The following is a 26376-nucleotide window of genomic DNA, read 5'->3' as shown; positions in this document are numbered from 1 at the left end:
CGAATCTTCTTTCAGAGCCTCAGGCAAGGTTGCTCCCATAGGTGTTCCTTATCGCCCGCTATCGGAGGTTGCCTTGCCCAGGTATGCCTGGCGGACACGTTCATCATTCAAGAGCTGTCGGGCTGGTCCCTCCAGACGGATCAGGCCGTTCTGCAGCACGTACCCGTAGTCGGCGATGGACAGGGCCAGCTCGGCCTGCTGCTCGACCAAAAGGATGGAGATGCCCAGCTGGTCGCGGAGGGAGGCGATCTGCTCAAGCAGCTGGTCGACCAGCTTGGGCGATAGGCCCATGGTCGGCTCGTCCATGCATATCAGCCGGGGATGGCTCATCAGGGCCCTGCCGAAGGCCAGCATCTGCTGCTCGCCTCCTGAAAGGGTGCCGGCCTGCTGCCCGCGGCGTTCGGCCAGGCGGGGGAAGCGCTCATATATGGTATCCAGATCCTGCTCGATCTGATTGCGCTCCCTTTGGGTGTAGGCGCCCATACGCAGGTTCTCCTCCACGCTCATGGCCGCGAAGACCCTTCTTGCCTCCGGAACTGAGGCGATTCCGGAACGGACCCGATCCTTGGTGGGGGTGTGGGTTATTTCCTGTCCATCCAAACGGATGGTCCCCTCCTTTGGAGCCAGCAGGCCCAGGATGGTCTTCATGGTTGTGGACTTGCCTGAAGCGTTTCCACCCAGAAGCGAGACGATGCCGCCTTGGGGAATGCGAAGACTGACATGGTCCAGGGCCTTGACCGGGCCATAGCTCACATCGACGCCATCCAGGGAGAGCAATGTTCGCTCCCCCTCGGCGGTCGGCTTCCCCTCGTCGTCATCAGAGGCCTCAGCCTTGGCTCTCAGCCTGGTTCCCGTGCTGTCGGGATCCTGGCCATCAATCGGTTCCGCAGCGGTGACCGGAGCCAGGGCGTTCTGCCGGGCCAGAACATCCGCCTGCCCGTTCATGGGGGCATCGTTGCGGGGTCTGCGGTCGCCCAGGTATGCGGTGATGACCCGGGGGTCGGCACTGACCTGCCTGGGAAGTCCGGAGGCGATGATCCGGCCGCCGTCCATGGCGATGACCTGGTCGCAAAGCGCTTCGATCAGGTCGATCTTGTGCTCGACCAGAAGCATGGTCTGACCCTGGGCCTTGAGCTCCAGGAGCTGTTGCAGCACCTCGGCCGTTTCCGACTGGTTCATCCCTGCGGTGGGTTCGTCCAAGACCAGGATGTCGGGGGAACTGACGTGGGCTCTGGCGATTTCGGTGCGGCGCCTGTTGGCGTAGGACAGGGTGTAGGCGGCCTGGGTGCGATGCTCCTCCAGGCGCTCGCTGAATCTGTCGATCTCGGACTGGACGGCCTTGCGTTCGGCGACCGCCTCCCTCCCGCAGGCGGGACCGGGCACCAGCGTCAGCCAGGTCTGCGTCAGCAGGGGGATCCATCGCAGGATGGGCCACCTCTCCAGACGGCGAAAGGGCCTGCGGGCTTCCAGGCGCCTATGGAATCCTACGGCCACGTTCTCCTCAACGCTCATGGCCGGGAAGACCCTGCCGTTCTGGAAGGTGCGGGACACCCCCTGCTCGGCCATGTCCGTAGCGGGCAGGCCGGTCACGGTGCGTCCCCTCAGGCTGATCTGGCCCGAGTCGGGCTTGAGAAAGCCGCAGATCAGGTTGATGGTCGTGGACTTTCCTGATCCGTTGGGGCCGATAATGCCTATCACCTGGCCGGATGCCAGATCCATGTTGGCGTCGGCCACCGCCTGCAGTCCCTGGAAGCTCTTGCTCAGATCGCGCACGCTGAGCAGGGGTTGATCGGGATTGTCGCGTGCGGGTTCGGGACTATGCTGACTGCCTGTCATCATGCCCTCCTTTTGGTTGAGAACAGGCCTTGTGGTCTGCAGATGATGAAGATGATCAGGACGAGTCCGTAGGCCATGATTCTCACCTCGGGCAGGATGCGCAGCAGTTCAGGGGCGCCTACCAGGATCAGGGAGCCGATCACGGCTCCGGTCGGGGACTTCATCCCACCCAGGACGATGATGGTCAGGATCAGGGTCGACATGGTCGGATTGAAGAGGGTCGGGTCGATATAGGTGTACTGGTGTGCCAGCAGGGCTCCTGCGATACCTGCCGACCCGCATGCCAGGGCGTAGGCCAGCGCCTTGTAGGCCCCTGTCCTGATCCCCAGGGACCAGGCCGCTTGTCCGTCCTCGCCGATGGCTTCGAAGACGTGGCCCAGATGTGAGAACCTAATCCGGGAGGTCACTGCAAGAACCAGAAGAAGGATGACCAGATCCAGCAAGTACTGCATCTGCTGGGTGTAGAGCGGCTTGCCCAGGAAGGTCGGCAAAGGAATGCCCTGCAGACCCAGGGAACCTCTTGTCAGAGGCTCCCAGATGCGGATGATGGCGACCATGACTGCTCCCACTCCTATGGTGGCGATAGCCACATAGTGGCCACTGAGCTTCCATACTGGGAATGTCAGCAGGGATGCAGCAAGCGCGGCAATGATGGCCGCTGCTAGGAGGGAGAGGGTGAAGGGCCAGTGCATGCGCATGGTCAGCAGGGCCGAGGCATAAGCTCCCACGGCCACAGGTCCTGCCAGTCCTAGGATGGTCTGACCGGCCGAGCCCGAGATCAGCGTCAGACCCACTGCAGCAATGGCATAAATGGTCACCTGGGTCCCGATGCCGGCCAGGTGGTCGGAGAAAATGAAGGGAGTGGCCAGAGCGGCTGCTGCAAGGCTGAGGTTGGCCCAAAGCGGCAGTCGGATGGGTCTGGCGGCTTCCGGGAGGGTTCCGGTCATGGGCTCCTTGCCCATGTCTGCCTTGCGGCCCAGGAATCCTGAGGGCTTGAGGATCAGAACCAGCAGAAGGGTGCCGAAGGTTATCAGGTCGTGCACACCATCGCCGAAGAGCCCGACGCCGACGGCTTCAGCCAAACCCAGCACCAGGCCCCCGATGATGGCTCCGGGGATGGAGCCCAGTCCGCCGATGGCAGCGGCCACGAATGCTGTCATGCCGATGGTGCTGCCGTCCATGGGGTTGATGTTCGTCTTGAACAGGCCGATGAAAATTCCTGCGATGCCCGCCAGAATCGACCCGATGACGAAAGCTATGGTGCGAATGGAGGTGACAGGCACTCCCATTTGCAATGCAGCCTGGGAATCCTGGGAGGTGGCCCTGATGGCCTGGCCGGTCCTGCCGTATGTCAAGAAGGCCCAGAGCGCAACCATGCTGGCCAGAGCGACAAGACCCATGACCAAGTCGGAAGTGCCGAAGCTGATGCCCAGCGCATGCAGGTTGTGGGTGGGCAGCAGCTGGGGAAAGGGCCTGGTCTGGGAGCCGAAGATCAGCTGCATCCCGTTATCCAGAACCTGCCCTACGCCCACAGTTCCCAAGAGAGCGGCAATCGGTTGCCGACCTTCCAGCGGAGTGATGACCAGGAGGTTGGTGACCAGGCCGACAAGGCCTGTGACCAGAACGACGGCCAGAATGGTGGGGATGAGTCCCCAACCCAGGGAGGAGCCTACCCACCAGGCCGTCATCATGCCAACTGCCACCAGGGATCCTTGTGCGAAGTTGGCCACATTGGTCACTCCGAAGACCAGGGACATCCCCACGGCGGCCAGAGCATATACGCCGCCGTGGATGAGTCCGGAAAAGAGCGTCTCGACCATGATCGCTGCTTACTCCTCGATCTGTTTGAATTTGCCCTGATCCACCTGAAGGAGGATGGGTTGGATCACATCTGCCCGTCTGGTTTTGGCATTGAACTTGAAGGTGCCGCCCTGGCCTTGATAGAGCGGGAAGTCCTTGACTTTTGTCAGGGCCTCCTGAATGCCCTGCCTGGTGGGGCTGGTCTTTTCACCCGCGTGGGCCAGGTCCATGATGGCCTGGTAGGCCGTGACTTCGAAGTTGCCGGGGACGATGTGGTACCGGTCCTCGAAGCTCTTGACGAAGGCCTTGGCCTTGGGATCCTTGGTGCCGGTTGCCGAGAAAGTCCCGGTGATGATGGTTCCTTGGGAGTTTGCCCCCGTCAAGGAGAGGAACTCCTTGGTCTCCTGGCCTCCGAAGAAGGGTCCCTTGTAGTCCAGCTTGTCGCGGAGGGTATTGAGAACCAATGCCCCGTCTGGTCCGTAGCCGATGTCCACCACAGCATCAGGGCCAGCGTTCTTGGCCGGAATCAGTATTGGCGTCAGATCAGTGGAATCAGGCAGGTAGGAGGACTGGTAAATGATCTGCACCCCTTGTTTGTCAGCGGCGTCTTTGAAGTGTTGGAATGATTCCTTCCCCCAGTCGTTTTCCAGATAGACGACGGAGACCTTCTTCGCTCGTTTGGATATCGCCTCGGCGTTGACTTCCTGGTAGGTCTTATCTGATATCTGGGGCGTCCAGACATGATCGCCGGATTTGGTGAACACCGGGGAGGAGTTATTGAAGCCGTAATGGACCAGTCCGGCCTGCTGGAAGATGGGCGATGCAGCCGATGATGCTGGCGAAGAGTAGTCGCCCACAACGGCGATGACCGACTTGTCGGCAGCGATTTTGGGGGCGACAGCGGCATCCTGCTTGGCATCTGATTGAGTGTCGTAGTAATCGATGTCCAGGCGTTTGCCCTGTATTCCGCCCTTCTTGTTGATCTGGTCCTTGGCCAGGTCGAAGCCCTGCTGGAACATCTTTCCGTACTCGGCGTAGAGACCGGTCTTAGGGTAAATGGCAGCGATGGTCACATGGTCCGACGATCCTGCGGAGGAGCCCTTGTCGCCCCCCAATCCGCAGGCCGACAGCGGCCCGGCCATGGCCATGGTGATCATGAGGGCAACCATTGCCCTGATGGTGCCGTGATGCTGATGGTGCTGCTTTGAGGTGATGGCCATGATGTCTCCCTTGGGGTTTGGCGGTGGATGTCGGTGGGATTGTTTGTGGTTTCAGAGTTCCTTGGGGGCCCGGGTTCCGCTCAGAACGCGCAGGGCCTCCTCGTCGGCGGGCGTCGGGATGGTGCATGAGGGCGCCAGGAGGAAGGGACGGCCTTGACGGGCCTGGGTGGTCTGATCCAATTCCTTGCGGATCTGGTCCACGTCGCCGCCTGGGTTGAAGAGTTCGAAATCGGCTCCGCCCACGGGTACAGCAGGAAAGTCGGTGCTGATTTCAGGATTGCCTGGGCGGAACTGATCCCAATGAAGAAAATCAGGATTCAGATCGGTGAATTCTTCAGGATGCGCATCCTCCCGGCAGGTATGCACCAGGACCAGGGCTTCCGGATTGGCCTGTCTGACTGCCCGGATCACGATCCGGTCATAGGGCTTGGCCCATTCCTCCAGTTGCGGCTGGTTGAAGTAGCCATGGCTGGCCAGGCCCGTTTCGGCGAAGAAGATGCCGTCCAGGCCTGCCCCGCCTTGCTCCTTGGGGCTGACCAGCAGGGTTGCGTAGTCGGCAAGGGTCCGGGCGATGTTGTCCAGCGCTGACTTGGCCGCCTCGGGCTGGTCGAAGATCAGCGTCTGTCTGTTCAGATCCCTGTCGTCCTCTTGCACAGAGCCCTGCTCATCGGGATAGAGGGGAAGATCAGCCAGCAGAAGGAGGACCGAGAGCGGGGAGAAGACAGTGTCGATAACTGCTCGGTCCTCCAGGCCGTCTCGGATGGTCCTGGCGGCCTGGATCTGCTCTTGGAGGATCTTATTGGTTTCGGGGTCGCGGTAGTCGATGCGGGCGATGTCCCCTGCATCCTGGATGGCTGCACGGACGGTGTGCGGGACCAGCCAATCATAGTGGTCCTTGTCGTAGACTGCGTCCCAGACCTCGGCATAATATATGGCCCTCGGATTGATCTTGACCCAGTCCCAATCCCACTTGCGGACGAAGTCCAAGGTGGCTGCGGCAAAATTCTCGGCACCGTATTCGTGTCCGATGTGGTGCTGCCAGGCCGAGGTCAGCCAGGCTTGGTTCCCCTGGCCATGGGCTATCTGGTGGAACTGGGTTCGTCTGTCTTCTGTCATTGCATGCTCATTTCCTGGTGCGTGTCCTGTGGACGCCCGATCAGGTGTCCACGGATTCCCGGTGCTCCTCGTCCGGAAACCGGGCTTTGGAGATTCCCCTTTCCAAAGCTCTTGTCACATAAAACCCCCAGGTAGCAGGCCGGTCAACGACCCGGCATATAGGTAATATCTATCGCCGCTAATCGTCCCTTGGCCCTGCGCGGGTCTTGCGAAAGCTATAGGAAAACCTGATAGGGGTGGGTCAGACCGGACTTTGCAGCCGTCTGGATGCGGTCTTGCTTCACTCTGATCATGGCTGATTGGTTGTTGCCAAGGGCGGTAGGCAGTCCCGGCATTGCGTCTGCCCGGGAGAAGCCCTCATAAGGGGACGATGATACAGTGAATTGCATGTCTGACGTATCCTCCAGAGACACCATTCCGACCTTTGCTGATATCACCACTGTGGGCATAGGCGGGAGCATGGCCGCCTTTGTTCAGCCCCGAAGCCGTGTGGGCTTGATCGAGGCTGTGGAGGGCGCGGATTCCAAGGGGCTGCCCCTCTGCCTGATCGGCGGGGGATCCAATCTGCTGGCCTCTGACCAGGACTTTCCCGGGGTGGTTGTGCGTGACACCCGCCAGGACATCAGCGTTCCTGACGAGGTGGCTCCGCCTGAGGGCGGTGTTCCGGTCGTTCACATCAATGCCACAGCTGGGACCAATTGGGATGACCTGGTCTCCTACTGCGTGCGCATGCATCTGGTTGGAGTAGAGGGTCTATCAGGCATCCCCGGGACTGTCGGGGCCTCGGTTGTCCAGAACATTGGCGCTTACGGCCAGGAGGTTGGGCGTCTTGTCGACTCGGTCGAGGTCTGGGACCGCCAGGACAAGGTCACTGCCTATCTACGTGCCTCGGATCTCGATTTCGGATACAGGACCTCCCTGCTCAAGCGGACCATGTACCAGGCGCCGGCTGTGCCCGACGCTCGGTTCTTCCCTACGCCGCGCTACGTGGTTCTTTCGGTCACCCTGGTCCTGCGCCACGGGTCGGCAACTCAGGTGGGTTCGGCCCAGCTTGCCAAGGCTCTGGGCGTGGAGTCCGGAGCAACCCTTCCCCTGGAGCGGATTCGACAGGCGGTCCTGACCGTCAGAGCAGGCAAGGGGATGCTGGAGGATCCCTACCGGTACCTGACTGATTGGATGGGGTCCTGCCGCCGAACCTCCGACCTGGAAGAGGCACTGGCGGCAGTCCAGGGTGACCTTCACGGCCCTAGGGGCGAGCGGGCGCTGCTTGACCGTCATAGCTGCGGGAGTTTCTTCACCAATCCGATCATCAGTCGTGAGGCCGCGGATGCCCTGCCGGCGGATGCCCCTCGCTACCCTGTCGAAGACTCGGCCTTGGTCAAGACCTCAGCAGCCTGGCTGATCGATCATTCAGGTTTCCACAAGGGATTCGCTTTGGAGCAGGGGTCGGCTGCTGCCCTGTCTGACGTGCACACACTGGCCTTGACCAACCGCGGGGGTGCCGGATCAGACGACATGGTGGCCCTGGCCCGTGCCATCCAGAAAGGCGTGGATTCCACCTTCGGCATCCGACTGATTCCCGAACCTGTCACCCTGGGTATTGATTTGGCCTGGTAGCCCCTGCTCCAAGCTTCGTTTCTTCGGACCCTCAGATCAATGCAAAGATCTGAGGGTCCGTTTTTTTAATAATGCCGGGACAAGCAACAGCTGGCAACATATTCCTCCGCCATCCCTCTATCACATAGCTTGAAAACAGCAATGGACGAATCGGACAGTCACCCGCGTTGATGCGGGTTGAGACAGGCCCGTCGGGTTCATCTGTCCAGGTCATGGAAGGAATGGTATGGCGGTTTCCCACGACATAGTGGTCAGCGGCGTCCGTCCCGGCAAGGTCCTCCTGGTCGGCGAGGGTATGGGGCTCTTCGCGGCAGGCGAGGAGGGACCCTGCAGCGAGGTCGGATCTTTCAGTGCCTCGGTGGCCGGTGCTGAGCTCAATGTGGCAATCGGTCTGGAGCGGTTGGGTCAGCATCCGGTCTATATGACTCGCATAGGCCAGGATCCGATAGGCGAACGGATTCTGTACTTCATGCGGCAGAACAACCTGGACACCTCCTTGGTCGGCAAGGATGTCACTCGTTCCACTGGCTTTATGATGAAGTCCAAGGTAGAGCAGGGAGACCCCAAGACTTACTACTTTCGCAAGGGATCGGCGGCTTCGGCCTTGGGCCCGGCCGATGTCAAGGCCATCGATTGCAACGGCATCTCGCTGATGCATATGACCGGAATCCTCCCAGCGCTTTCGGAAAGCACACTGGAAGCCAGCAAAGCGCTGGTTAAGCTGTCTCGGGCCAATCAGATTTTCGTTTCCTTTGATCCCAACGAACGTCCGGCTCTTTGGAAGAGCGACAGGCAAATGAAGCAGACGCTCCTGTCTTTAAGCGCCAAGGCTGATCTGGTCCTTCCAGGCATTTCCGAGGGCAGGCATCTATTCGGGCTGGACAATGTCCGCGATATCGGTCAGGCCTTCATTGACAATGGCGCCCGTTATGCGGTGGTCAAGGACGGGCCTGATGGAGCCTACGCGACGGACGGTCACGATGGTGTCTACGTTCCGGGTTTCAAGGTTGATGCGGTGGTGGACACAGTCGGTGCCGGCGACGGTTTCGCAGCCGGTGTCTTGTCGGCCCTGCTTGAAGGCCGACGCATGTCCGAAGCCTTGGAGCGCGGGTGTGCCGTTGGCGCCATGCAGACCCAGGTGGTCTCCGACAACGAAGGCTTGCCTGACAAGGCCCAGTTAAATGACTTTATTGCCGGGCACCGGCGGGCGAGGGTCAGACAGGTTGGCTGAGCCGGTTTATCTGTGCGACGATCAGGAGCCCTCCATGGACAGGCGATGGATTCGATTCAACAAGTTCAATTCCACAAGAGAAGGAAGCAGGCATGAGCGAGTTTGACAAGACAGATGTACCGGAGAACCGGATCGGATTGATCGATCTGATCAGAACAATCAAAGTGGTCCCCCTGGTCACCCTGCATTCACCCGAGGAAGCGGTTCCTCTGGCCAGGGCCCTGGCTTCCGGTGGAGTGCCCATCGCAGAGGTCACCTTCCGATCGGCTGCCGCCCTGGACGGGATGCGGGCCATTCACGATCAGGTGCCTGAGGTGACCCTGGTGGCAGGAACTGTGCACACGGTCGACCAGGCACGCCAGGCAGTGGAGGCAGGTTGCAAGGGTGTCGTCTCCCCGGCATTCAGCGATGCTGTGGTCGACTGGTGCATGGGCTCCCGGATACCGGTCTTGCCTGGAACGGCGACTCCCAGCGACATTGAGAAAGCCTATGATCTTGGTCTGCGTTTTACCAAGTTCTTCCCAGCCGAGGCTTACGGTGGCGTCAAGACCTTGAAGGCACTCTCCGGCCCCTTTGCCGAGATGAGCTTCCTGCCCACCGGAGGAGTCGGGTTCGGGAACGCCCGTGAATACATCGACCTGCCCAACGTCTTTGCTGTGGGCGGGAGCTTCCCTGTACCGTCCAAGGCCCAGCGCCAAGGCGATTGGAAAGCCGTTGCTGATGCCTGTACGCAAGCCAGGCAGGTGGTGCAAGGCTGAGTGTCTGAGTCCCGGGCTGGTCATCGGTCGCCAAGTTCGATGATCTGGCCGGATCTCCCGTATGGGCGGGATGACGCAAGCGGACGGAAAGGAAGCATTGTGGAAAGACTACAGGAAGCAGTGGCTGTGCATCTGGGGCTGACTAGTGCACAAGCAGCTCAACGACCCATCAGGATCATTCAGTTCGGTGAGGGAAATTTCCTCAGAGCATTCGTTGATTGGATAGTCCAGCAGCTCAACAACAGGGGCTTGTTCGAGGGGAACGTTGCAGTTGTCCAGCCCCTTGAAAACGGCAGAGTCCATGTCTTGGAGGACCAGGAGCGGCTCTATACGGTCATTCTGGAAGGCCTCAAGGATGGGAAGCCCGTCCGTAGCCATGAGCTGATTGATTCCATCGGCAAGACAGTCGACCCCTACAAGGATTGGGATGGTTTTCTGGCTCTGGCCGATGATCCTGATACGCAGATCATCATCTCCAATACCACCGAGGCAGGCATTGCCGTCAACGATGGGGATAAGGTCACAGATCAGCCGCCAGCGGGATATCCGGCAAAATTGGCTCATCTGCTCAAGCGTAGGTTCGACAGGTCCCTGCCAGGCTTCCTGATTATGCCCTGCGAGCTTATCGCCGACAACGGTCTGGCCCTGCATCGTGCTCTGATAAATGTCGCCGAACGGTTCAGATGGGGCAAGGATTTCATCGACTGGCTTGATCGGGAGAACACTTTCGTATCCACTCTCGTGGATCGGATAGTCCCCGGCTACCCGCGTGAAGATGCCCAGGAGCTTTGGGAGATGCTGGGCTACGAGGATCAGAACATGGTCAAGGCCGAACCCTTCCTGCTTTGGGTCGTAGCCGGTGACCAGACCGCCCAGCGCAAGGTTGATGAGCTGCTTCCCGCGCGGAAGGCCGGAATCGACCTGGTGACCTGCGATGCTGTACAGCCCTACCGTGAGCGCAAGGTTTATCTGCTCAACGGTCCCCATACCACCATGGCCCAGGTGGCTCGGCTGGCCGGATTCAAGACCGTAGGACAGGTCATGGGCGATAAGACCATGCGCTCTTTCATCACCCGCGAGATGGAGGAGGAGATCATCCCCGTCCAGACCCTGCCCAAGGAGGAGCTGGAGAACTTCGCTGCTGCTGTTCGCGAGCGGTTCGACAACCCCTTTGTCCAGCATTCTTTGGACTCCATAGGGTTGAACTCGGTCTCCAAATTCGTCTCACGCCTTCTCCCGCTGGTCACGGCAAACGTAGAGCAGGGACGCGGGCTTCCGGAACGCATCATCCTGGCGCTGTCCTGCCTCTTGTGGATTTATGGCGGCAAGGCCGGTGATGCAGTGAAGATTCAGGATGATCAAAAGGTCATCGATGCCTTCCACAAGGCTGCTGGTCAGGATGACTTTGTCAATCGGATTCTTTCCGATGCTTCCATTTGGGGCCATGACCTGACCAGGATTGCTGGACTAGTGGAAGCTGTACAGAAGAACCTGGACGATTTGGCCGACCGGGGTGTCCAGCCCCTGATTGACCGATTGGCGTGAGCCAACAGTGCAAACGAGGGGTCAGTTGCTTCGGAGCAATTTGACTCTCGCATTTGCATGTATGTCGGCTTTCCCAGGTTGAAGGAAACTTCCCACAGGGCGTGGTCCTGACGGGAACACTGAATAAATGTCTGATGCCGGCTCGGGTTTGCGATTGACCCGGACTGGCATCAGACACTTTCTTATTGTTCAGGGTTTTTTCTGCTTTATCAACGGTTGTAGTGGTAAGCGTCCCAGACTCCAAGCAGATACTGGATGCCCATGGCGCGGTCATAAAGGCCGTAGCCTGGCCGCGGTCTGCCGGCTTCCGTGTTCTCGCTCCATAGATGCCGTCCGTGGTCGGGGCGGATGTAGCCCTGGTAATCTGCCTCGGCGTAGGCCTTCATGATGCCGACGGTGTCCACGTTCCCCTCGCTTGCACGGTGACCCACCTCATAGAACGAGCCCTGCTCGTCGGTGAATCGGATGTTGCGCACGTGGCTGAAGTAGATCCTGTCCATGAAGGTCTTGACTGCATCCACGGCGTCGTTGCCTCTTCTGGATGAGAAGGATCCCAGACACAGGCACAGTCCGTTGCAGGGGCTGGGGTTCAGGTCCAGCACTCGTTGGATCCCCTCCTTGCTGGAGACCACGCGCGGCCAGCCGAACAGGTCGAATGCAGGGTCGTCGGGGTGGACGGCCAGCTTGACCCCGTAGCGCTCGCAGGTGGGGATCACGGCATCCAGGAAGTACTTGTAGTTGGCGTACATCTGCTCGTGGCCCATTCCCTGATAGGCCTCCATCAGTTCAGGCAGATGGGAAAGCCGCTCAGGTTCCCAGCCGGGCACAGTCAGTGATCCGGCCCCCTTCAGGGTTTCGTCGATGATGCCCTGTGGGCTGAGCTGGTCCACTTGGTGCTGGTTGTAGTAGAGGGCGGTGGACCCGTCTGGGCAAGGGTGGAACATCTCCGTGCGCAGCCAGTCGAAGACCGGCATGAAGTTGTACGTGACGACTTTGACCCCGGCCTTGCCCAGGTTGGCTACGGTCTCGATGTAGGCGTCAATGGCCTGGTCCCGGCTGATTCCGAGGACCGTCGAACCGGTCTTGATGGACTCGTGAACGTTGACGGACTCAACCACGTCAGCGTTGAAGGTCTTGGTTATGCCTGCCGCCCGATCCCTGGCAGACAGCCCGGTGATTGTGGCCATGGCCTCTTCGATTTCGTCCGGCTGCCAGACCTCGCCGGCCTGTTTATGGTGTAAGGACCAGACAATGGTCTCCACCCCCGGAATCTGACGAATATCGTCCAGGCTGATGGTGTCGTTGCCCTGGCCATACCAGCGGAATCCTATGTGCATGATGTTTTCTCCTTACATCCGGATCGGGCGGACCCGGTCATTGTGTGCCTTGTTCAGTCAGTAGGCTGCCGATGCCACCAGGCGCTTGCAGCTTTGTGAAGGGTGCTCGCTACAGCGCCGTTGCCCCGGCACATGGCGGTCAGGAAGGTCTCGATTTTGTCGGCCAGCGGGGTGGCGTTCAGATCGGTTCCGAAGATGGATGTGTCGGCCAGGATGGACTTGATCGTGGTCGCCAGAGTCTCCTTCTTGGCTGACCCGTTGAGTGGGATGTCGACCAGAATTCTTTGAAGCTCCTCCAGGCGCGGGTCTGGGCTCAGCTTGACCGGCCGTCCGGCATCGTCGATTCCATTGCCATCCGAACCGATCAGCAGCCGCAGCCAGGCGGCGATGATCAGCGGGATGGCTTCCAGATCGGCTGTGTCAAGGTCCTTGGCTCGGATGTACTTGCTGATGGTGATTCCGTATCTGACCGGAATCTTCTGGGAGGTGTCGGCGCAGATGCGCGCCGGCGTATCGGGTAGGCCAGGATTGGGAACCCTGATCTCAATGACTTGGCGGAGGAACTCCTTGGGGGAGAAGATACTCGGGTCCTCGACCACAGGCAGTCCTTCCACATACCCGAGGCGGGTGACCAAGGCCTTGAGGTCCGGGTCGGCGATGGTCTTTGACATGGTCGGATACCCCAGGAGCATCCCGAAGACGGCCAGGGCCGTGTGCAGGGGGTTCAGGCAGGTGGTGACCTTCATCTGGTCGGCGGCGTTGACCGTGTCCTTGTCGGCCATGTAGACCCCTGCTTTCTCCAGAGGCGGGCGGCCTGCAGGGAAGTCGTCCTCAACCACCCAATACCATGTTTCCTCAGTGTTGGCATATGGGGCCATAGCGGTTCCGCCCCTGGTCCGGAAAGGTTCCGCGTCGGCGATGCCCAGAGCCTTGAGGCGGCGACCCACCTCCTTGTCAGGGTTGGGAGTGATTCTGTCGATCATGGTCAGCGGGAAGGTGATCTTGTTCTTGTCTCTGAGGTAGTCACCGAAGCCTTTTTCGGCCAGACCCCTCCCTATCCACTCGTCAGCCATCTGCCTGACGGCTTGGCCGAACCGCTCCCCGTTTCGTGAGAAGTTGTCGGTGCTGACCAGGGCCAGGGGAAGGGCGCCGGCCTTGAAGCGCTCCAGCAGGAGGGCCGTGATGACTGCGATGGCGCTCTTGGCTTTATCGGGTCCGCCCTCGAATTCCGGAGCGATCCATGGTAGCGGCTGGCCCTGGGAATCAACCAGGGCATAGCCTTTCTCGGTGATGGTCGTGGTGACCATCTGCAGGCTGGGATTGCGGAAGACCAGCCTCAGATCATGCAAGGGTTTCGGATCCTCGCCCAGTGGGTAGGCGCCCGCGACGGAGGCGATCAACGATGTTTTCATGGATCCGTCCGCTCTCAAGATGACCTGAAGATAGCGGTCGTCGAAGGGGGTGTAGGCCTGATCGACGATGGCGGGGTCGAAGGATTCGGCCACCAATATGCCTCGGTCGGTGGCGCCTGACTCCAGAAGTTGTTGGGCAATGGGGGCGTGGACTGCCCTGAAGAGATTGCCGGCCCCAAAGTGGATCCAGGCAGGCGAGCGCTTGGTGGCCTGGCGCATGGCTTCGATGTCGTAGGTTGGCAGGGTCACGCCGGCCTTCTGCCAGGCTGTGGACTCATTATGTATATCGTCACTAAGGTGAAGCATCAGTGCCTTCCTTTATCAAAAAAACATATCGCGGAGACCAGGCGTAACGCTTGTCCGTCCTGCCTCCGAACCTATCAAGTTGGTGCCTGTCTGCTTTCGTAGTTGCAGTTTGTTTCTCATCAGACTGCTGTCGGCTGCTATAGAACTGGGAAGTCACTTATACTTGGAAGCTGGAAGTGCTCGGCACCGTTGGCGTGTATTTCATGCGATATGGGGCAGACCAAGGAAGGCTGATACGAATAGATGAAGACCGGAGCAGATTCGGGTGGCGATGCCTCCACGGACAACCGCCATATCACCATATATGATGTGGCTCGTCAGGCCGGGGTGTCCCCCTCAACGGTCTCGCGTACCTTCTCGCGCCCGGATCGGGTCAGTATTTCTACGGCTCGAATGGTTCAGAAGGTCGCTGATGAACTGGGCTATCACAGCGATATCGTCGACAGCCGGTCAGGCTCGCAGGGCAGGGGGCTGGTTGCGGTCATTGTGCCCGACCTGGGCAATCAGTTTTTCACCGGTGTTATTCGCAACATCCAGGACGAGTGCGAACGCTTGCGCTTTGAAACCCTGATTCTTGATACCCGGGAGTCTATCACCAGGGAGCGCAGGATCGTCGATACGGTCGCTCCCGTGGTCTCGGGAATCATCCTGGTCTCCCCGAGGATGCCCGATGCCATGATCCGCAAGTGCGCCCAGCTGCGTCCTTTGGTCAGCGTCAACCGTGACGTTCGTGGTGTATCCAGCATCAGCATCGACGTGGCCAAGGGGGCCTGTCAAGCGGTCGACTACCTATACTCATTGGGTTATCGGAGTCTCACTTATTTGGATGGTCCGGCGGCCTCATGGTCAGGAGGCATCCGGTGGCGGCATATCTTCAATGAATGCGACGCCAAGGGGATGAGCGTCAAGCGTTCGCTGCCTTGCGCTCCTACCTTTTACGGAGGCTATTCCTTCGCAGAGAAGTATATGGACGACCCTACAGGAGCGGTCATCGCCCATAATGATCTGATGGCCATCGGCCTGATCGCGGCCCTCAGACGGCTTGGTTGCGAATGCCCTCGTGATATCTCTGTCATCGGGTTCGACAACGACACCATGTCCATGGTGAGCAGTCCGCCTCTGACCACCATTCATATGTCCCTTTCAGTCCTCGGGCGGGGGGCTGCCGACCTCCTTATGCAACGTCTTTCCGGAGCCAACCTGTCCGTAGCCCCGACGGTTCCCGCCCGTCTGGTCATCAGGCAGAGCACGGGTGCCAGGTCGAGCAAGCCTTTGGCTCGAAACGGGGCAGAGAAGGAATCTCGGTCATGAACGGTCATAACCGTTCCAGGCGCGTAACGATCAGAGAGGTGGCTGACAAGGCCGGTGTCTCGCCCTCCACGGTATCAAGGGCATTTGCTCGGCCTGATAGGGTCAGTGCGGCCACAACCAAGCGGATATTCGCTGCAGCCGACGCACTGGGGTACTATACGGAGCCGGTCGATACGGTTCCGTCCAGGACGTTGCGGGGCATGATCGCCATCATCGTTCCGGACATCGCCAACCAGTTCTTCTCTGACATCATCCGTTCTGTACAGCACGAGTCCAACCTGGCTGGATTTGCCCTTATCGTCGCTGAATCCGAGGAAAGCGCCAGCAGAGAGCGGGCGGCCTTCAACAAGATCGCCGCCTATGTGGACGGGGTAATCCTGACTTCATCGAGAATGCCTGATGCCATGATCCGCAAGTGCGCCCAGACCAGGCCCATCGTCGTGGTTAACCGGACCGTGCGTGGGGTGCCCAGTGTGGCCATCGATATTGGCACTGGTATCCGTCAGGCCGCTGAACTACTGGTTTCCATGGGCTTTTCTCGAGTGACCTATCTGGATGGGCCTTCTTCGTCATGGTCGGTGGGAGTCAGGTGGAATCACACCTGCGAAGAGTTTCGCAAGCGTGGGGTGAGTGTTCGACGAATTTGGCCGGGTCTTCCCACCTTCGTCGGGGGGTATGCCCTGGCCAAGCAGTACCTGAATGATCCTACAGGCGCCGTCATTGCTCACAATGATCTGATGGCCTTGGGTTTCATGGCTGCCATGCGTCGTCAGGGTATTCGCTGTCCGGACGACTATGTGATCATCGGATTCGACAATGACACTATGGCGCAGGTCAGTGATCCGCCATTGTCCAGCGTGGGTAACACCCCGCCCAAACTGGGTAAGACAGCAGCCGGCATTCTTTTGGATCGGCTGAATGGCCGAGCCAATCTGGCGCAGAGCATCATGATTCCCTCTCGCCTGATCGTCCGGGAAAGCACGGGAAAGGCTGCGTCAGATTCCTGATCAGGGGAGTTTCGACAAATCATGGCAACATCGAGACCGTATCTTTTCAGACGCGCATAGGCTGACTCATAGCATATGTGAGTTCCGATCGTGTGACTGTTTCGCCTGTCTGTTGGTCTGTACAGGAGAATCTTGGGCATCGCGGAAATTCGAATGCCCGACTTGCTGTTTTCGACTAAGGAGTTTGTAGTGGCTTTCCTGGATGATGATTTTCTTCTCGGGACGCAATTGTCTCGGGAGTTGTTCCATGAGGTAGCTGAGAATCTTCCTCTGGTGGATTATCACTGCCATTTGCACGCCAAAGAAATCTATGAGGATCCCAACTTCGATAATATTGTCGAGGCTTGGCTGACAGATGGTCACAATTATGGAGACCATTATAAATGGCGGCTGGAGAGGGCCAATGGCATTCCGGAACGGCTGATCACCGGAGACGGGGACCCTTGGGACAAATTTATGGCTTATGCCCAGACCATGGAACAGGCTGTGGGTAGCCCAGTCTATCTGTGGACGCACATGGAGCTGCAGAGGTACTTCGGCATCCGCGAACCCCTGACCACCAAGACCGCCAAGTCCATCTTTGATCAGACGAATGAACAGCTGGCCACCCCGGACTTCTCGCGAAGAGCGCTTCTGCGTCGCATGAACGTCAAGATCGTCTGCACCACGGATTCCCCTGAGGATAATCTGGAGTATCACGATCAATTCGCCAAGGAGGGGGAGCCCTTTAGGATGGTTCCCGCCTTCCGTCCGGATGCGGCCCTGAATCCGACCGCCGAAGGGTATGGCGATTGGATCGGCACAATGGAGTCGGTCTGTGGCAAGCCGATCAATGACTTCAGCGGACTGGTCGACGCTCTGCGTGATCGGGTGGAGTACTTCCACCAGCATGGTTCCAGACTCTCCGACCATGCTGTCGATGTGGTGGAATTCGCTCCGGCGACTGCTGAGAATCTGGATGCCATTTTCAGCAAGGCCAGGGCCGGGCTAGACCTGGACAGGCATGAACAGGCCCAATATCGCGCGGCTCTCCTTCTTGAGCTGATGCGAATCTACAAGGACAAGGGCTGGACCATGCAGCTGCATCTTCAGGCCAGCCGCAACAACAACTCGACGGCTTTCCGAAAGCTTGGAGCCGACACGGGTTACGATTCGATGGCCGACAATTCGGTTGCCGCCCCCCTTGCCGCACTCCTTGACCAGGCGCAGAGTTCGAACATTTTGCCCAGAACCATCGTCTATTCCCTCAATCCCAACGACTATATGGCCATAGCCACTGATTTAGGCTGCTTCGGAGGCGATGATCGGGGCCAGCTTCAGTTGGGCAATGCCTGGTGGTTTAACGACACCGTCACCGGGATGCGTCGGCAGCTCGAAGTTTTGGCTGAAACCTCGCTCCTGGGCAATGCGGTAGGAATGACCACGGACTCCCGCAGCTTCCTGTCCTTCCCCAGGCATGAGCTCTTCCGCAGAGTGCTTTGCGGGCTCTTGGGCGACTGGGCCGCCCAGGGCGTCATACCAGATGACAAGGAGTATCTGGCTCCTCTGGTGCGTGCGGTCTCCTACGAGAACGCCTTGGCCCTTTTTGAGGACTGACTTCCGGAAGGCATCATCGGCCTGGACAATGCCTTGAGTCATTCCAGGCCGGCTGTCAAGCATGTGCTGTTTGCTAACTTCTCAGCGTCGTCGGTGGGCAGGTGGATTCCCTTATAACGAGCGAGTTGGGTAGGATTACCCGATGGTCGATTGTCTTTTGTGCCCTCACATCAAGAATCATGTGTGCGGCACGGGCCGCCATCTCCACGAGCGGCTGGTGTACGGTCGTCAAAGCGGGTCCCATGAATGCCGCCGTCTGGATATCATCAAATCCGACGACTGATAGGTCTTCGGGAATTCTGATTCCCAGTCGTTTTGCTGCCTTGTATACGCCCATTGCCAGGAAGTCGCTCTGGGCAAAGATGGCCGAGGGAGGGTTGTGTGAACTCAACAGCTCCATTCCAAACCGTTCCCCATCCTCGACGCTGAATTGTCCGTGGCGAATCAAACTGGGGTCGACAGCCAATCCTGCTTCGGACATGGCATTTCGGTATCCGTCGAAACGGGCGATGGAGCACATGACGCTGTCGGGACCGGTGATGGTCGCGATGTGCCGGTGCCCAAGGTCTATCAGATGTCGGGTAGCGAACAGGCCGCCCGACCAGTTGTCGGACTGGACGGACATGGTATCCAGTACGGGATTTCCCCAGGGATCGACGAAGACTGCAGGGATGCGTCTGGATGCGAATCTTCTTGCCAGGCTCAAAGAGGGGTTCGAGAAGATGAGTATGGCTCCTAGGGGCCGACGGGCCAGTACCTCGTCCAACCAAGTGGTTGATAGTAAACCAGGATCGTCGATTTCGCTTAAGACCAGTCTGATCCCCCTCTCAGAAGCCACTTTTGCTGCTCCGTCAAGTAGGTTGAGCGTCCATGGATTATCCAGATGTTGCAAAGCCATCTCAATTAGGTTGGAAGAGGTTCCCGTCTTTCCTGATCTGGAGTAGCCAAGTTTCTCTATGGCCTTTTCGACTCGTTCACGGGTTTCTTCCGCCACATCGCTTTTACCGTTGATCACCTTGGAGACGGTTGCGGCGGAGACCCCGGCCTCCTTGGAGACGTCGGTCAGCTTTGGGTATTTCACCTTTGCCGACGGTTTAGATTTAAGCATAGTCCCCCCTTTTCATATAATAACTGGCTCGATAAGTATATCGAAATATTTCGACTCCTCAAGTGGCTGCTCCAAAGAAGATAAACGCGGAACAATTGGAGGTATTTACTAATAGGATAAAGGCCGTTTCGTGGACGTATCGGTGCTCAATAGTTAATAATTAGACGATTTGACCTATATCACAGATGGCGCTATTATCGAAAATTGCAATATAAATAATCGCATAATCAAGGATGATTATCGAAAGGCGGATTATGAGTTGGAATTCCAAAGGGCACAAGGTGGTGTGCGCGTGCGTCGGTTTCTTCATGATTGCAGGATTGAGTGCTTGCGGGTCCGGTTCAAATAATGGCGGGAACCGGTCTGCCGGCGCTGAGGGTGGCGTTACCGCGTCGCAGGCGGCTGCAGCATTGAAATCGGATAAGGATGTCGAGCTGACGCTGTGGACCTGGCAGGCTGACAGCCTCAAAAGCACCATTGACGCTTTCCAGAGCAAGTATCCACATATCAAGGTCAAGGTGACGGCTACAGGTGCCGCTGCGGATCATTACACGAAGTTCTCCAATGTCATCAAGGCGAACAAAGACATTCCCGATATGACCATGTTGGAGTATGACTATCTGCCGCAGTACGCCACGACCAAGGCCCTGCTCAATATCAATGACAAGTCGATTGAACAGCAGATGGGAAGCCGTTATACCAAGGCTGCCTGGGCTGATGTTCACGTGGCGGGAGGACTCTACGGATTCCCTATGGATCAGGGGCCGATTGTTATGTACTCCCGTCGCGATCTGCTCGACCAGCATGGAATCGCCATTCCCAAAACCTGGGACGAGTTCGAACAAGCCGGTATCGCACTGCACAAGGCCGACCCCACTAGATACATGGGCTATATAGATACGGCTGATGTCCGTTATATGGCCGCCATTATGCGGCAGGCCAAAGCTCCCATGTGGCAAGTCAAAGGTCTGGAGAACGTGACCCTGGATATGACCAACAAGAAGGTCAAAGAGGTGGTCGACTTTATTCAAAGGCTGATCGACGAGGACGTTCTTGAGCCCGTTGCATCCAAGACCGATGAGTACAACAGGGGGTTCGCAGAGGGCCGGTGGGTCACCAAGATCGATGGGGCCTGGCGCAGCTCCACCTATGAGAAGCAACAGCAGTCCATGAAGGGGAAAGTGGAAATCACCCTGCCTCCTGCTTGGGGTTCCTCAGCCGCCGACTTCAAATCCGCCACGATTGGTGGTTCACTCTTTGCCGTGACAACATCCTGCCCTAAGGACAAGAGGGCGGCTGCCGTGGCCTTCCTGAACTGGATCTGTTCCGATCCCGCTGCAATCAAGGCCGGAAACAGCGAGGGCGGGATACGCTTCTCGCCCACCAAAGCCTATCTGGATGATGCGACCTACCAGAATCAGCACAATGACTACTTCAACCAGAACGTGAATGCCATATACATGGAGTCTTCCAAGAAGATCAACACCGATTGGTCCATACTTCCCTTCAATACCCAGTATGCCACCTCCTTCAAGGACATTGTGGTGCCGGAGATGAAGAAAGGTGGGAAGTTGGCTTCCGTCTTCCCGAAGTGGCAAGAATCGTTGAAGACCTATGCCGAAGGACAGGGGTTCAAGATTACTGACAAGAAGTAAGGTGCGGCGGACCGCTCAGAAAGGAAACCAGCTCGGTAATCGCAGGGGGAGGAAGGGTCTTCTGCCTCCTCTTCTCTCCGGATCCGGACCGATGGTATCTGGGCAAGTGAATCCACAAAGGAAAAGGAGTCAGTGATGAGCACAGCCGTAGTGGCCTCGGACGGGGTCGTGTCTCCTCAAGCCCCCAGTGAGGCGAGTCCACGCAAGGAGAGACTTCAGCATATAGGCATGATCTGGTGCTTGCCCTATGTAATTGTCTTCTTGGGTGGAACCATAATTCCGATGATTTATGCGTTTTACCTTGGGCTGTTCAAGGAACAGATGATTGGTGGGGAGCGATTTGCCGGTATGACCAACTTCATCCGGGCGATCAAGGATCCTCTGTTGTGGAATGGCTTCAACCGGGTGGCGATCTATGCGATCATTGAGGTCCCCCTGATGACCTTCCTCTCCCTGCTTGCCGCCTTGATGCTTGATTCTCAGCGTATCCGGCATGTGGCCATTCCCCGGATACTGCTGTTCCTGCCCTATGCCGTTCCCAATGTCATTGCTGCCTTGATGTGGAGTTATATCTATGGGAGGGATTATGGACTCTTCGGACAGGTCTTTGCTCTCTTCCATGCCCAGGCCCCCAATATGATTTCAAAGGAGCTCATGCTCTGGGCCATGATTAATATCAGCATCTGGGTCTCAATGGGGTACAACACACTGATTTATTACTCGTCGCTCAAAGCCTTGCCTGAGGAACTCTATGAGTCGGCTCGAGTGGATGGCGCCAGCGAATTCAGGATTGCCTGGTCAATTAAAATACCGCAGATTCGCAGTTCTGTCGTCATGACCATCCTTTTCAACATAATCTATTCGCTCCAGCTGTTCAATACGCCCAGCATGATGCAGACCATAGCCCCCGAAGTGGTTACCAGTTATTACACACCAAACCTGTACACCTACTCCCTTGCTTTTAGTGGCAATGATCTCAATTATGCGGCCGCCGTATCCCTGGTGGTGGGTCTGTTCACCATGATCATCATCAGCGTCGTCAAGATGCTGGGTAATCGTTGGGAGGAGAAGTAAAATGTCATCAACCAGTCTCATCAATAACAAGGCTTCCCGTTCCTCCTCGCAGCGTCGTCGCGACGACAGACTGGCTCGAAAGGACAGGGCCATTCGTTTGAAGAAAGCCGGAGGTAATGGCCTGCCGGTACGTTTGACCTCCACTCAGAAGATTCTCGATGTCCTTCTTCACCTGATTATGCTGCTTATGGTGATCTATTGCCTGGTTCCTCTTATCTGGCTCGCTTTTTCCTCTACCAAGACCAATGAGGGACTGTATTCATCACCAGGTCTTTGGTTTGCTGACTCCAATGTTTTCTTCGAGAATGTCATCGAGGCTTTCACCTTTGAAAACGGAGTGTATGGGCGTTGGCTGGTCAACACGCTTGTCTACGCGGTTATAGCTGGTGTGGGATCCACTCTCTTCGCAACGTTTGCAGGCTATGCAATCGCCACGATGAAATTCCACGGGAGGAATGCCCTGCTTTGGGTCACGCTCATCTTCATGTCCATTCCGTCGACGGTCATCACCGTTCCCCTCTTCCTTCTGTATTCCAAGATGGGTATGACCAATACCCCTCTGGCAGTTATCATCCCACAGCTATCGAATCCCTTTGGGCTTTACCTGATGATCATCTATGCGCAGACATCCATCCCCATTTCGATGGTGGAGGCGGCTCGCATAGACGGGGCCAATACATGGACTATCTTTTGGAAGATCGCCCTGCCTCTTCTGGCGCCGGGTTTCGTAACCACCCTCCTATTCGCCTTGGTCGGTGTCTGGAACAATTACTTCCTGCCGCTTATCATGCTTTCCGATGTACGTGACTATCCTTTGACGGTCGGACTCAACGTCTGGATGAAGATGGGGGGTGACGCCACCTATCATGTGGTGCCCAACAATATGATCCTGACAGGGTCCCTGCTGGCTGTGATTCCACTGATTATCGCATTTCTTTTCCTTCAGAAGTACTGGCAGTCCGGTCTGTCCGCAGGTGCGGTCAAGCAGTAAGGTGAGGCTATGTCGCTCGTTAAGAATCCAGTTATTCCAGGCTTTCATCCCGATCCATCGGCTTTGAGGGTTGGCGATGATTACTATATAGCCAATTCCACCTTTGAATGGTGGCCGGGGGTGGACATCTACCATTCCAGGGATCTGGTCAATTGGGAATGGGTCTGTGCTCCGCTGACCAGAACCAGCCAGGTGAATTTACGGGGCGATCCGAACGCTTGTTGCATCTGGGCCCCCCATCTCTCCTATGCCAAGGGGTTGTACTGGCTTGTATACACGGATGTGAAAAGCGCGACCATCTATAAAGACACGCTTAATTATGTCATCACCGCACCATCCATAAATGGCCCCTGGTCGGATCCCGTTTTTGTCACTGCTTCGGGTTTTGACCCGTCGCTTTTCCATGATGAGGATGGGCGCTCATGGTTTATGAACATGCTCTATGACTGGCGCATGGGACATAAGCGCTTCGCTGGAGTGGTCCTCCAGGAATTTGACACGGAGAAGATGTGTCTGGTGGGGGAGCGACGGCGCATCTTCAAGGGGACCAGTCTGGGTGTCTGTGAGGGGCCTCAGATATATCGACGCGGAGAATATTACTATCTGGTCTGTGCGGCGGGTGGGACCGAATGGAACCATGCCGCCACGGTTGTCCGTTCGAACTCGCTGCAAGGTCCTTGGCAGGAGTCCCCCTACAACCCCCTGATTACTGCGGAGGATGATCCTGACGGCTACTTGCAGAAGGCAGGGCATTGCAGTCTTCTGGAAAAGGACGGACAGTGGTACATCACCTACCTGTGTGCCCGTCCACTAAGGAGACGTGGCGAGTGTGTGCTTGGCAGGGAAACCGCTCTTCAACCCATCGAATGGGATTCGGATGGCTGGCCACGTCTGGTTGGAGGAGGTCATAATCCACAGCGGACAATCCAGGTGGAGGGTACGGATGCCAGTCAGTGCACTGACTACTCGGAGTCGGTTCATTTTTCCCCTGAAAGTGGATTACCTCCATCTTTCAAAACCCTTCGGGCACCGCTGAAAGCGGAGCGGGACTATTCCTTGACCGAGAGACCGGGTTGGCTCCGCCTTCATGGAGGACAGAGTCCATCCAGCCTGCACGAGCAGACGCTTTTCGCTCGTCGTTGGCAGTCCTTCAGCTTTGACGCAGTAACACAGATGGAGTTTCATCCTGAGAATTTCCAACAGACCGCAGGCCTGATTCTGTTTTACGACACCAGCAACTGGATGTATGCATATATAGGAGGCGAGGGGGATGCTGGGCATCCGACAGCTAGGGTACTTGTCAATGAGGGTGATGCATTCTCATTTGCGTCTCCGCTCATTGACGTAAGTGGTTCAAACACCTATACGATCCGGGTTCAGGTGCGACATGACAAGGCGAGGTTCTTGCTGGGTTCGGGGGATGACGATCCGAAGCCGATGGGTGATTGGCTGCCGGCCTGGCATCTCAGTGACGAACATGTCGGTAAGCTCAGGGGCAAAACGGTCTTCTCCGGAGCCATGGTGGGGATTTGCGCCCAGGACATGGATGCTCATTGTTCCTTCGCGGACTTTGCCTATTTCGACTATGAGGAAGTGCATGCCGATTGATGATGTGCGCTTGCAATGGTTCGAAGAACAAGCAAAGACTGGCAACAAAAAGGAACCGCTCCTCGTGGGCTACATAGCATAACAGCATGAGTGAGGCAAAGCAGCAGTGCATGATTCCAGAGGGTGGTTCCACGGGATTCGTTCCCACCTGTGATACGGGAGATGCCACCGGCCTGAAGCATGACTATGTCAAGGACATACCGGCGCGGACCGGCCAGGATACGATTCTGCTTAATCCTACAGATATGGTGGCTGTCGCTGCCAGGAATCTGGAGCCCGGCGAAAGGGTCCTGGTCGAGGGGCATGGCGAGGTGACGGTGCTTGACCAAATTCCCCGTGGACACAAACTTGCGCTTCAGGACATTTCCAAGGGTGAGGACGTCATCAAGTATGGCTATGCCATCGGCCATGCCAAGGAGGCTATCACTACAGGACAATGGGTCCATACGCACAATCTGGCCACCAACCTGGGCGCCGACTTGAGCTACCGTTATCAGCCGGTTACCGACACGGTCAAGCCGGGCAGTCCGACCGGGACTTTCCAAGGATATCGGCGCACCACAGGCAAGGTAGGCATCCGCAACGACCTCTATATCGTCCCAACCGTAGGCTGCATCAATAGTCTGTGCAACGCCATGGCACGGTCTTTCTCAGCCCGTCATCCCGGCAACGGATCTTTTGACTCGGTGATCGTGGCGCGTCATCCTTATGGATGCTCCCAACTCGGAGGCGATCTGGTCTACACCAGGCGTTGTCTTCAGGATATTGCCACCCATCCCAACGCTGGGGGTGTGCTCCTCGTCGGTCTGGGGTGTGAAAACAATCAGATGGAGGACATGCTGAGCACCTTGGGCGAGTATGACACGAACCGGGTTCGTTGGGTCATATGCCAGGAGGTGGAGGACGAGCTGGATGAGGCCGATGCCCTCCTGGACCAGATTAACGAGGCCGCCAAAGGTGATCACCGCGAAGAGGTGCCTCTGTCTGAACTCAAGGTCAGCGTCAAGTGCGGCGGGTCCGATGGAATGTCAGGTATCACGGCCAACCCGCTGGTCGGTCGGTTCGCTGAATGGGTGGTTACTCAGGGCGGTTCCGTGGTCCTGGCCGAGGTCCCTGAAATGTTCGGGGCCGAGCAGGTCCTGATGAGTCAGGCACGCGACGAGCAGGTCTTCCATGATGTCGTCGACCTTATCAACAATTTCAAGGGGTTCTTCCGCAAATACGGCGAAGTCATATCCGACAACCCCTCTCCAGGCAACAAGAAGGGCGGAATCACGACTTTGGAGGACAAATCCTTGGGTTGCATCCGCAAAGGCGGTCGTTGCGAGGTCGAGGACGTGCTCAACTATGGTGACCATATTTCTAGGCCCGGGCTCTCTCTGCTGCAGACGCCAGGCAACGACCTTGTCTCCAGCACGGGAATGGCCGCAGCCGGAGCGCAAGTGGTCCTCTTCACTACTGGCCGGGGCACTCCCTTCGGAACTTTCGTGCCTACTGTGAAAGTAGCTACCAACACGCCTCTGGCCACCAAGAAGCATCGTTGGATTGACTTCGACGCCGGCCGTCTTTTGGATGAGCCCGGGGATCAGGTTTTCAACGATTTTCGTAAGAAAGTCCTTGCAGTGGTCAACGGTGAGCAGACCTGCAATGAGCGTAACGGCATGCAGGATATTGCCATATTCAAGGATGGCCCGACTGAATAGAGTGCGGGTTGCACCCAATGGGCACCCTGGTCGAAACGGCTGGGGTGCCTTGTTGTCTATTGGCAGATAGTTTTGCCTTGATTGAGTTGCCGATTCCGAAAGACTTGCCAGCGGGTAATATCCCGAAGGTAATATCCCGAAATGA

19 protein-coding genes are annotated in these 26376 nt (G+C 57.5%); 12 read left to right on the top strand and 7 right to left on the bottom strand.

All coding sequences use genetic code 11. The annotated features are described in order from the left end of the window. Window positions 1-48 precede the first annotated feature (48 nt). The 4 genes from H3T90_RS03765 to H3T90_RS03750 are packed head-to-tail and all read right to left on the bottom strand — an operon-like array spanning window position 49 to window position 5972. Window positions 49-1839, bottom strand: coding sequence for an ATP-binding cassette domain-containing protein (locus tag H3T90_RS03765; protein ID WP_232350554.1), 1791 nt, complete (start codon window positions 1837-1839; stop codon window positions 49-51). Further along, complete coding sequence (locus tag H3T90_RS03760; RefSeq protein ID WP_198229649.1) at window positions 1836-3656, bottom strand: ABC transporter permease; 1821 nt, start codon at window positions 3654-3656, stop codon at window positions 1836-1838. Before H3T90_RS03760 ends, H3T90_RS03765 begins: the two co-directional genes overlap by 4 nt. 9 nt (window positions 3657-3665) lie before the next feature. After that, window positions 3666-4856: an ABC transporter substrate-binding protein gene (locus H3T90_RS03755; RefSeq protein WP_232350553.1), complete on the bottom strand. Its 1191-nt coding sequence runs from the start codon at window positions 4854-4856 to the stop codon at window positions 3666-3668. 51 nt (window positions 4857-4907) lie between these two features. After that, window positions 4908-5972, bottom strand: a complete 1065-nt coding sequence (locus H3T90_RS03750) for a uroporphyrinogen decarboxylase family protein (protein WP_198229648.1) — start codon at window positions 5970-5972, stop codon at window positions 4908-4910. Window positions 5973-6359: 387 nt separating this feature from the next. Here H3T90_RS03750 and H3T90_RS03745 point away from each other — a divergent pair, with 387 nt between their 5' ends. The 4 genes from H3T90_RS03745 (at window position 6360) to H3T90_RS03730 (ending at window position 11123) form a co-directional block, all read left to right on the top strand. Further along, on the top strand, window positions 6360-7589 hold the full coding sequence (locus H3T90_RS03745; protein ID WP_232350552.1) for an FAD-binding protein: 1230 nt from the start codon (window positions 6360-6362) through the stop codon (window positions 7587-7589). Window positions 7590-7815: 226 nt separating this feature from the next. Beyond that, complete coding sequence (locus tag H3T90_RS03740; protein ID WP_198229647.1) at window positions 7816-8820, top strand: sugar kinase; 1005 nt, start codon at window positions 7816-7818, stop codon at window positions 8818-8820. Between the two features lie 92 nt (window positions 8821-8912). Beyond that, a complete protein-coding gene (gene eda, locus H3T90_RS03735; RefSeq protein ID WP_198229646.1) occupies window positions 8913-9578 on the top strand; it encodes a bifunctional 4-hydroxy-2-oxoglutarate aldolase/2-dehydro-3-deoxy-phosphogluconate aldolase in 666 nt (221 codons plus the stop codon). A 99-nt stretch (window positions 9579-9677) separates the two neighbouring features. Next, window positions 9678-11123, top strand: a complete 1446-nt coding sequence (locus H3T90_RS03730; RefSeq protein ID WP_198229645.1) for a tagaturonate reductase — start codon at window positions 9678-9680, stop codon at window positions 11121-11123. A gap of 209 nt (window positions 11124-11332) precedes the next feature. Here H3T90_RS03730 and H3T90_RS03725 read toward each other — a convergent pair whose 3' ends face one another. Next, window positions 11333-12460, bottom strand: a complete 1128-nt coding sequence (locus H3T90_RS03725; protein ID WP_198229644.1) for a mannonate dehydratase — start codon at window positions 12458-12460, stop codon at window positions 11333-11335. Between the two features lie 53 nt (window positions 12461-12513). Further along, window positions 12514-14178, bottom strand: a complete 1665-nt coding sequence (locus H3T90_RS03720) for a mannitol dehydrogenase family protein (RefSeq protein WP_198229643.1) — start codon at window positions 14176-14178, stop codon at window positions 12514-12516. Window positions 14179-14421: 243 nt separating this feature from the next. On the opposite strand from H3T90_RS03720, the gene H3T90_RS03715 reads away from it, so the two are divergent. From H3T90_RS03715 to uxaC, 3 genes are all read left to right on the top strand, one after another. Next, complete coding sequence (locus tag H3T90_RS03715) at window positions 14422-15489, top strand: LacI family DNA-binding transcriptional regulator (protein ID WP_198229642.1); 1068 nt, start codon at window positions 14422-14424, stop codon at window positions 15487-15489. Further along, window positions 15486-16496, top strand: coding sequence for a LacI family DNA-binding transcriptional regulator (locus H3T90_RS03710; protein WP_198229641.1), 1011 nt, complete (start codon window positions 15486-15488; stop codon window positions 16494-16496). Before H3T90_RS03715 ends, H3T90_RS03710 begins: the two co-directional genes overlap by 4 nt. A 153-nt stretch (window positions 16497-16649) precedes the next feature. Beyond that, a complete protein-coding gene (gene uxaC, locus H3T90_RS03705) occupies window positions 16650-18092 on the top strand; it encodes a glucuronate isomerase (protein WP_232350575.1) in 1443 nt (480 codons plus the stop codon). Between the two features lie 73 nt (window positions 18093-18165). Here uxaC and H3T90_RS03700 read toward each other — a convergent pair whose 3' ends face one another. Beyond that, complete coding sequence (locus tag H3T90_RS03700; RefSeq protein ID WP_198229639.1) at window positions 18166-19200, bottom strand: LacI family DNA-binding transcriptional regulator; 1035 nt, start codon at window positions 19198-19200, stop codon at window positions 18166-18168. A 254-nt stretch (window positions 19201-19454) separates the two neighbouring features. Between H3T90_RS03700 and H3T90_RS03695 the strand changes: the two genes are divergently transcribed. The 5 genes from H3T90_RS03695 (at window position 19455) to H3T90_RS03675 (ending at window position 26231) form a co-directional block, all read left to right on the top strand. Then, window positions 19455-20855 carry an ABC transporter substrate-binding protein gene (locus H3T90_RS03695; protein WP_232350551.1) on the top strand — a complete coding sequence of 467 codons (1401 nt, stop codon included), beginning with the start codon at window positions 19455-19457 and terminating at the stop codon, window positions 20853-20855. Between the two features lie 228 nt (window positions 20856-21083). After that, window positions 21084-21929, top strand: coding sequence for a carbohydrate ABC transporter permease (locus tag H3T90_RS03690; RefSeq protein WP_232350574.1), 846 nt, complete (start codon window positions 21084-21086; stop codon window positions 21927-21929). A gap of 1 nt (window position 21930) precedes the next feature. Next, window positions 21931-22920: a carbohydrate ABC transporter permease gene (locus H3T90_RS03685; protein WP_198229637.1), complete on the top strand. Its 990-nt coding sequence runs from the start codon at window positions 21931-21933 to the stop codon at window positions 22918-22920. A gap of 9 nt (window positions 22921-22929) precedes the next feature. Then, entirely contained in the window at window positions 22930-24528 is a 1599-nt protein-coding gene (locus H3T90_RS03680) for a glycoside hydrolase family 43 protein (RefSeq protein ID WP_198229636.1), read from the top strand. An 86-nt stretch (window positions 24529-24614) separates the two neighbouring features. Beyond that, on the top strand, window positions 24615-26231 hold the full coding sequence (locus H3T90_RS03675; RefSeq protein ID WP_232350550.1) for a UxaA family hydrolase: 1617 nt from the start codon (window positions 24615-24617) through the stop codon (window positions 26229-26231). Window positions 26232-26376: the final 145 nt, after the last annotated feature.

Origin of the sequence: Bifidobacterium polysaccharolyticum (assembly GCF_016101585.1) — a bacterium.
GTDB classification, from domain to species: domain Bacteria; phylum Actinomycetota; class Actinomycetes; order Actinomycetales; family Bifidobacteriaceae; genus Bombiscardovia; species Bombiscardovia polysaccharolytica.
The sequence above is the reverse complement of the archived record's forward strand: the minus strand, read 5'-3'. Positions and strand labels throughout refer to the sequence as shown.

Bases quoted from the DNA above. Each gene is read 5' to 3' on its own strand.
- H3T90_RS03765 (WP_232350554.1), bottom strand. From the start codon at position 1,839: ATGATGACAGGCAGTCAGCATAGTCCCGAACCCGCACGCGACAATCCC.
- H3T90_RS03760 (WP_198229649.1), bottom strand. From the start codon at position 3,656: ATGGTCGAGACGCTCTTTTCCGGACTCATCCACGGCGGCGTATATGCT.
- H3T90_RS03755 (WP_232350553.1), bottom strand. From the start codon at position 4,856: ATGGCCATCACCTCAAAGCAGCACCATCAGCATCACGGCACCATCAGG.
- H3T90_RS03750 (WP_198229648.1), bottom strand. From the start codon at position 5,972: ATGACAGAAGACAGACGAACCCAGTTCCACCAGATAGCCCATGGCCAG.
- H3T90_RS03745 (WP_232350552.1), top strand. From the start codon at position 6,360: ATGTCTGACGTATCCTCCAGAGACACCATTCCGACCTTTGCTGATATC.
- H3T90_RS03740 (WP_198229647.1), top strand. From the start codon at position 7,816: ATGGCGGTTTCCCACGACATAGTGGTCAGCGGCGTCCGTCCCGGCAAG.
- eda (WP_198229646.1), top strand. From the start codon at position 8,913: ATGAGCGAGTTTGACAAGACAGATGTACCGGAGAACCGGATCGGATTG.
- H3T90_RS03725 (WP_198229644.1), bottom strand. From the start codon at position 12,460: ATGCACATAGGATTCCGCTGGTATGGCCAGGGCAACGACACCATCAGC.
- H3T90_RS03720 (WP_198229643.1), bottom strand. From the start codon at position 14,178: ATGCTTCACCTTAGTGACGATATACATAATGAGTCCACAGCCTGGCAG.
- H3T90_RS03715 (WP_198229642.1), top strand. From the start codon at position 14,422: ATGAAGACCGGAGCAGATTCGGGTGGCGATGCCTCCACGGACAACCGC.
- H3T90_RS03710 (WP_198229641.1), top strand. From the start codon at position 15,486: ATGAACGGTCATAACCGTTCCAGGCGCGTAACGATCAGAGAGGTGGCT.
- uxaC (WP_232350575.1), top strand. From the start codon at position 16,650: ATGCCCGACTTGCTGTTTTCGACTAAGGAGTTTGTAGTGGCTTTCCTG.
- H3T90_RS03700 (WP_198229639.1), bottom strand. From the start codon at position 19,200: ATGCTTAAATCTAAACCGTCGGCAAAGGTGAAATACCCAAAGCTGACC.
- H3T90_RS03695 (WP_232350551.1), top strand. From the start codon at position 19,455: ATGAGTTGGAATTCCAAAGGGCACAAGGTGGTGTGCGCGTGCGTCGGT.
- H3T90_RS03690 (WP_232350574.1), top strand. From the start codon at position 21,084: ATGATCTGGTGCTTGCCCTATGTAATTGTCTTCTTGGGTGGAACCATA.
- H3T90_RS03685 (WP_198229637.1), top strand. From the start codon at position 21,931: ATGTCATCAACCAGTCTCATCAATAACAAGGCTTCCCGTTCCTCCTCG.
- H3T90_RS03680 (WP_198229636.1), top strand. From the start codon at position 22,930: ATGTCGCTCGTTAAGAATCCAGTTATTCCAGGCTTTCATCCCGATCCA.
- H3T90_RS03675 (WP_232350550.1), top strand. From the start codon at position 24,615: ATGAGTGAGGCAAAGCAGCAGTGCATGATTCCAGAGGGTGGTTCCACG.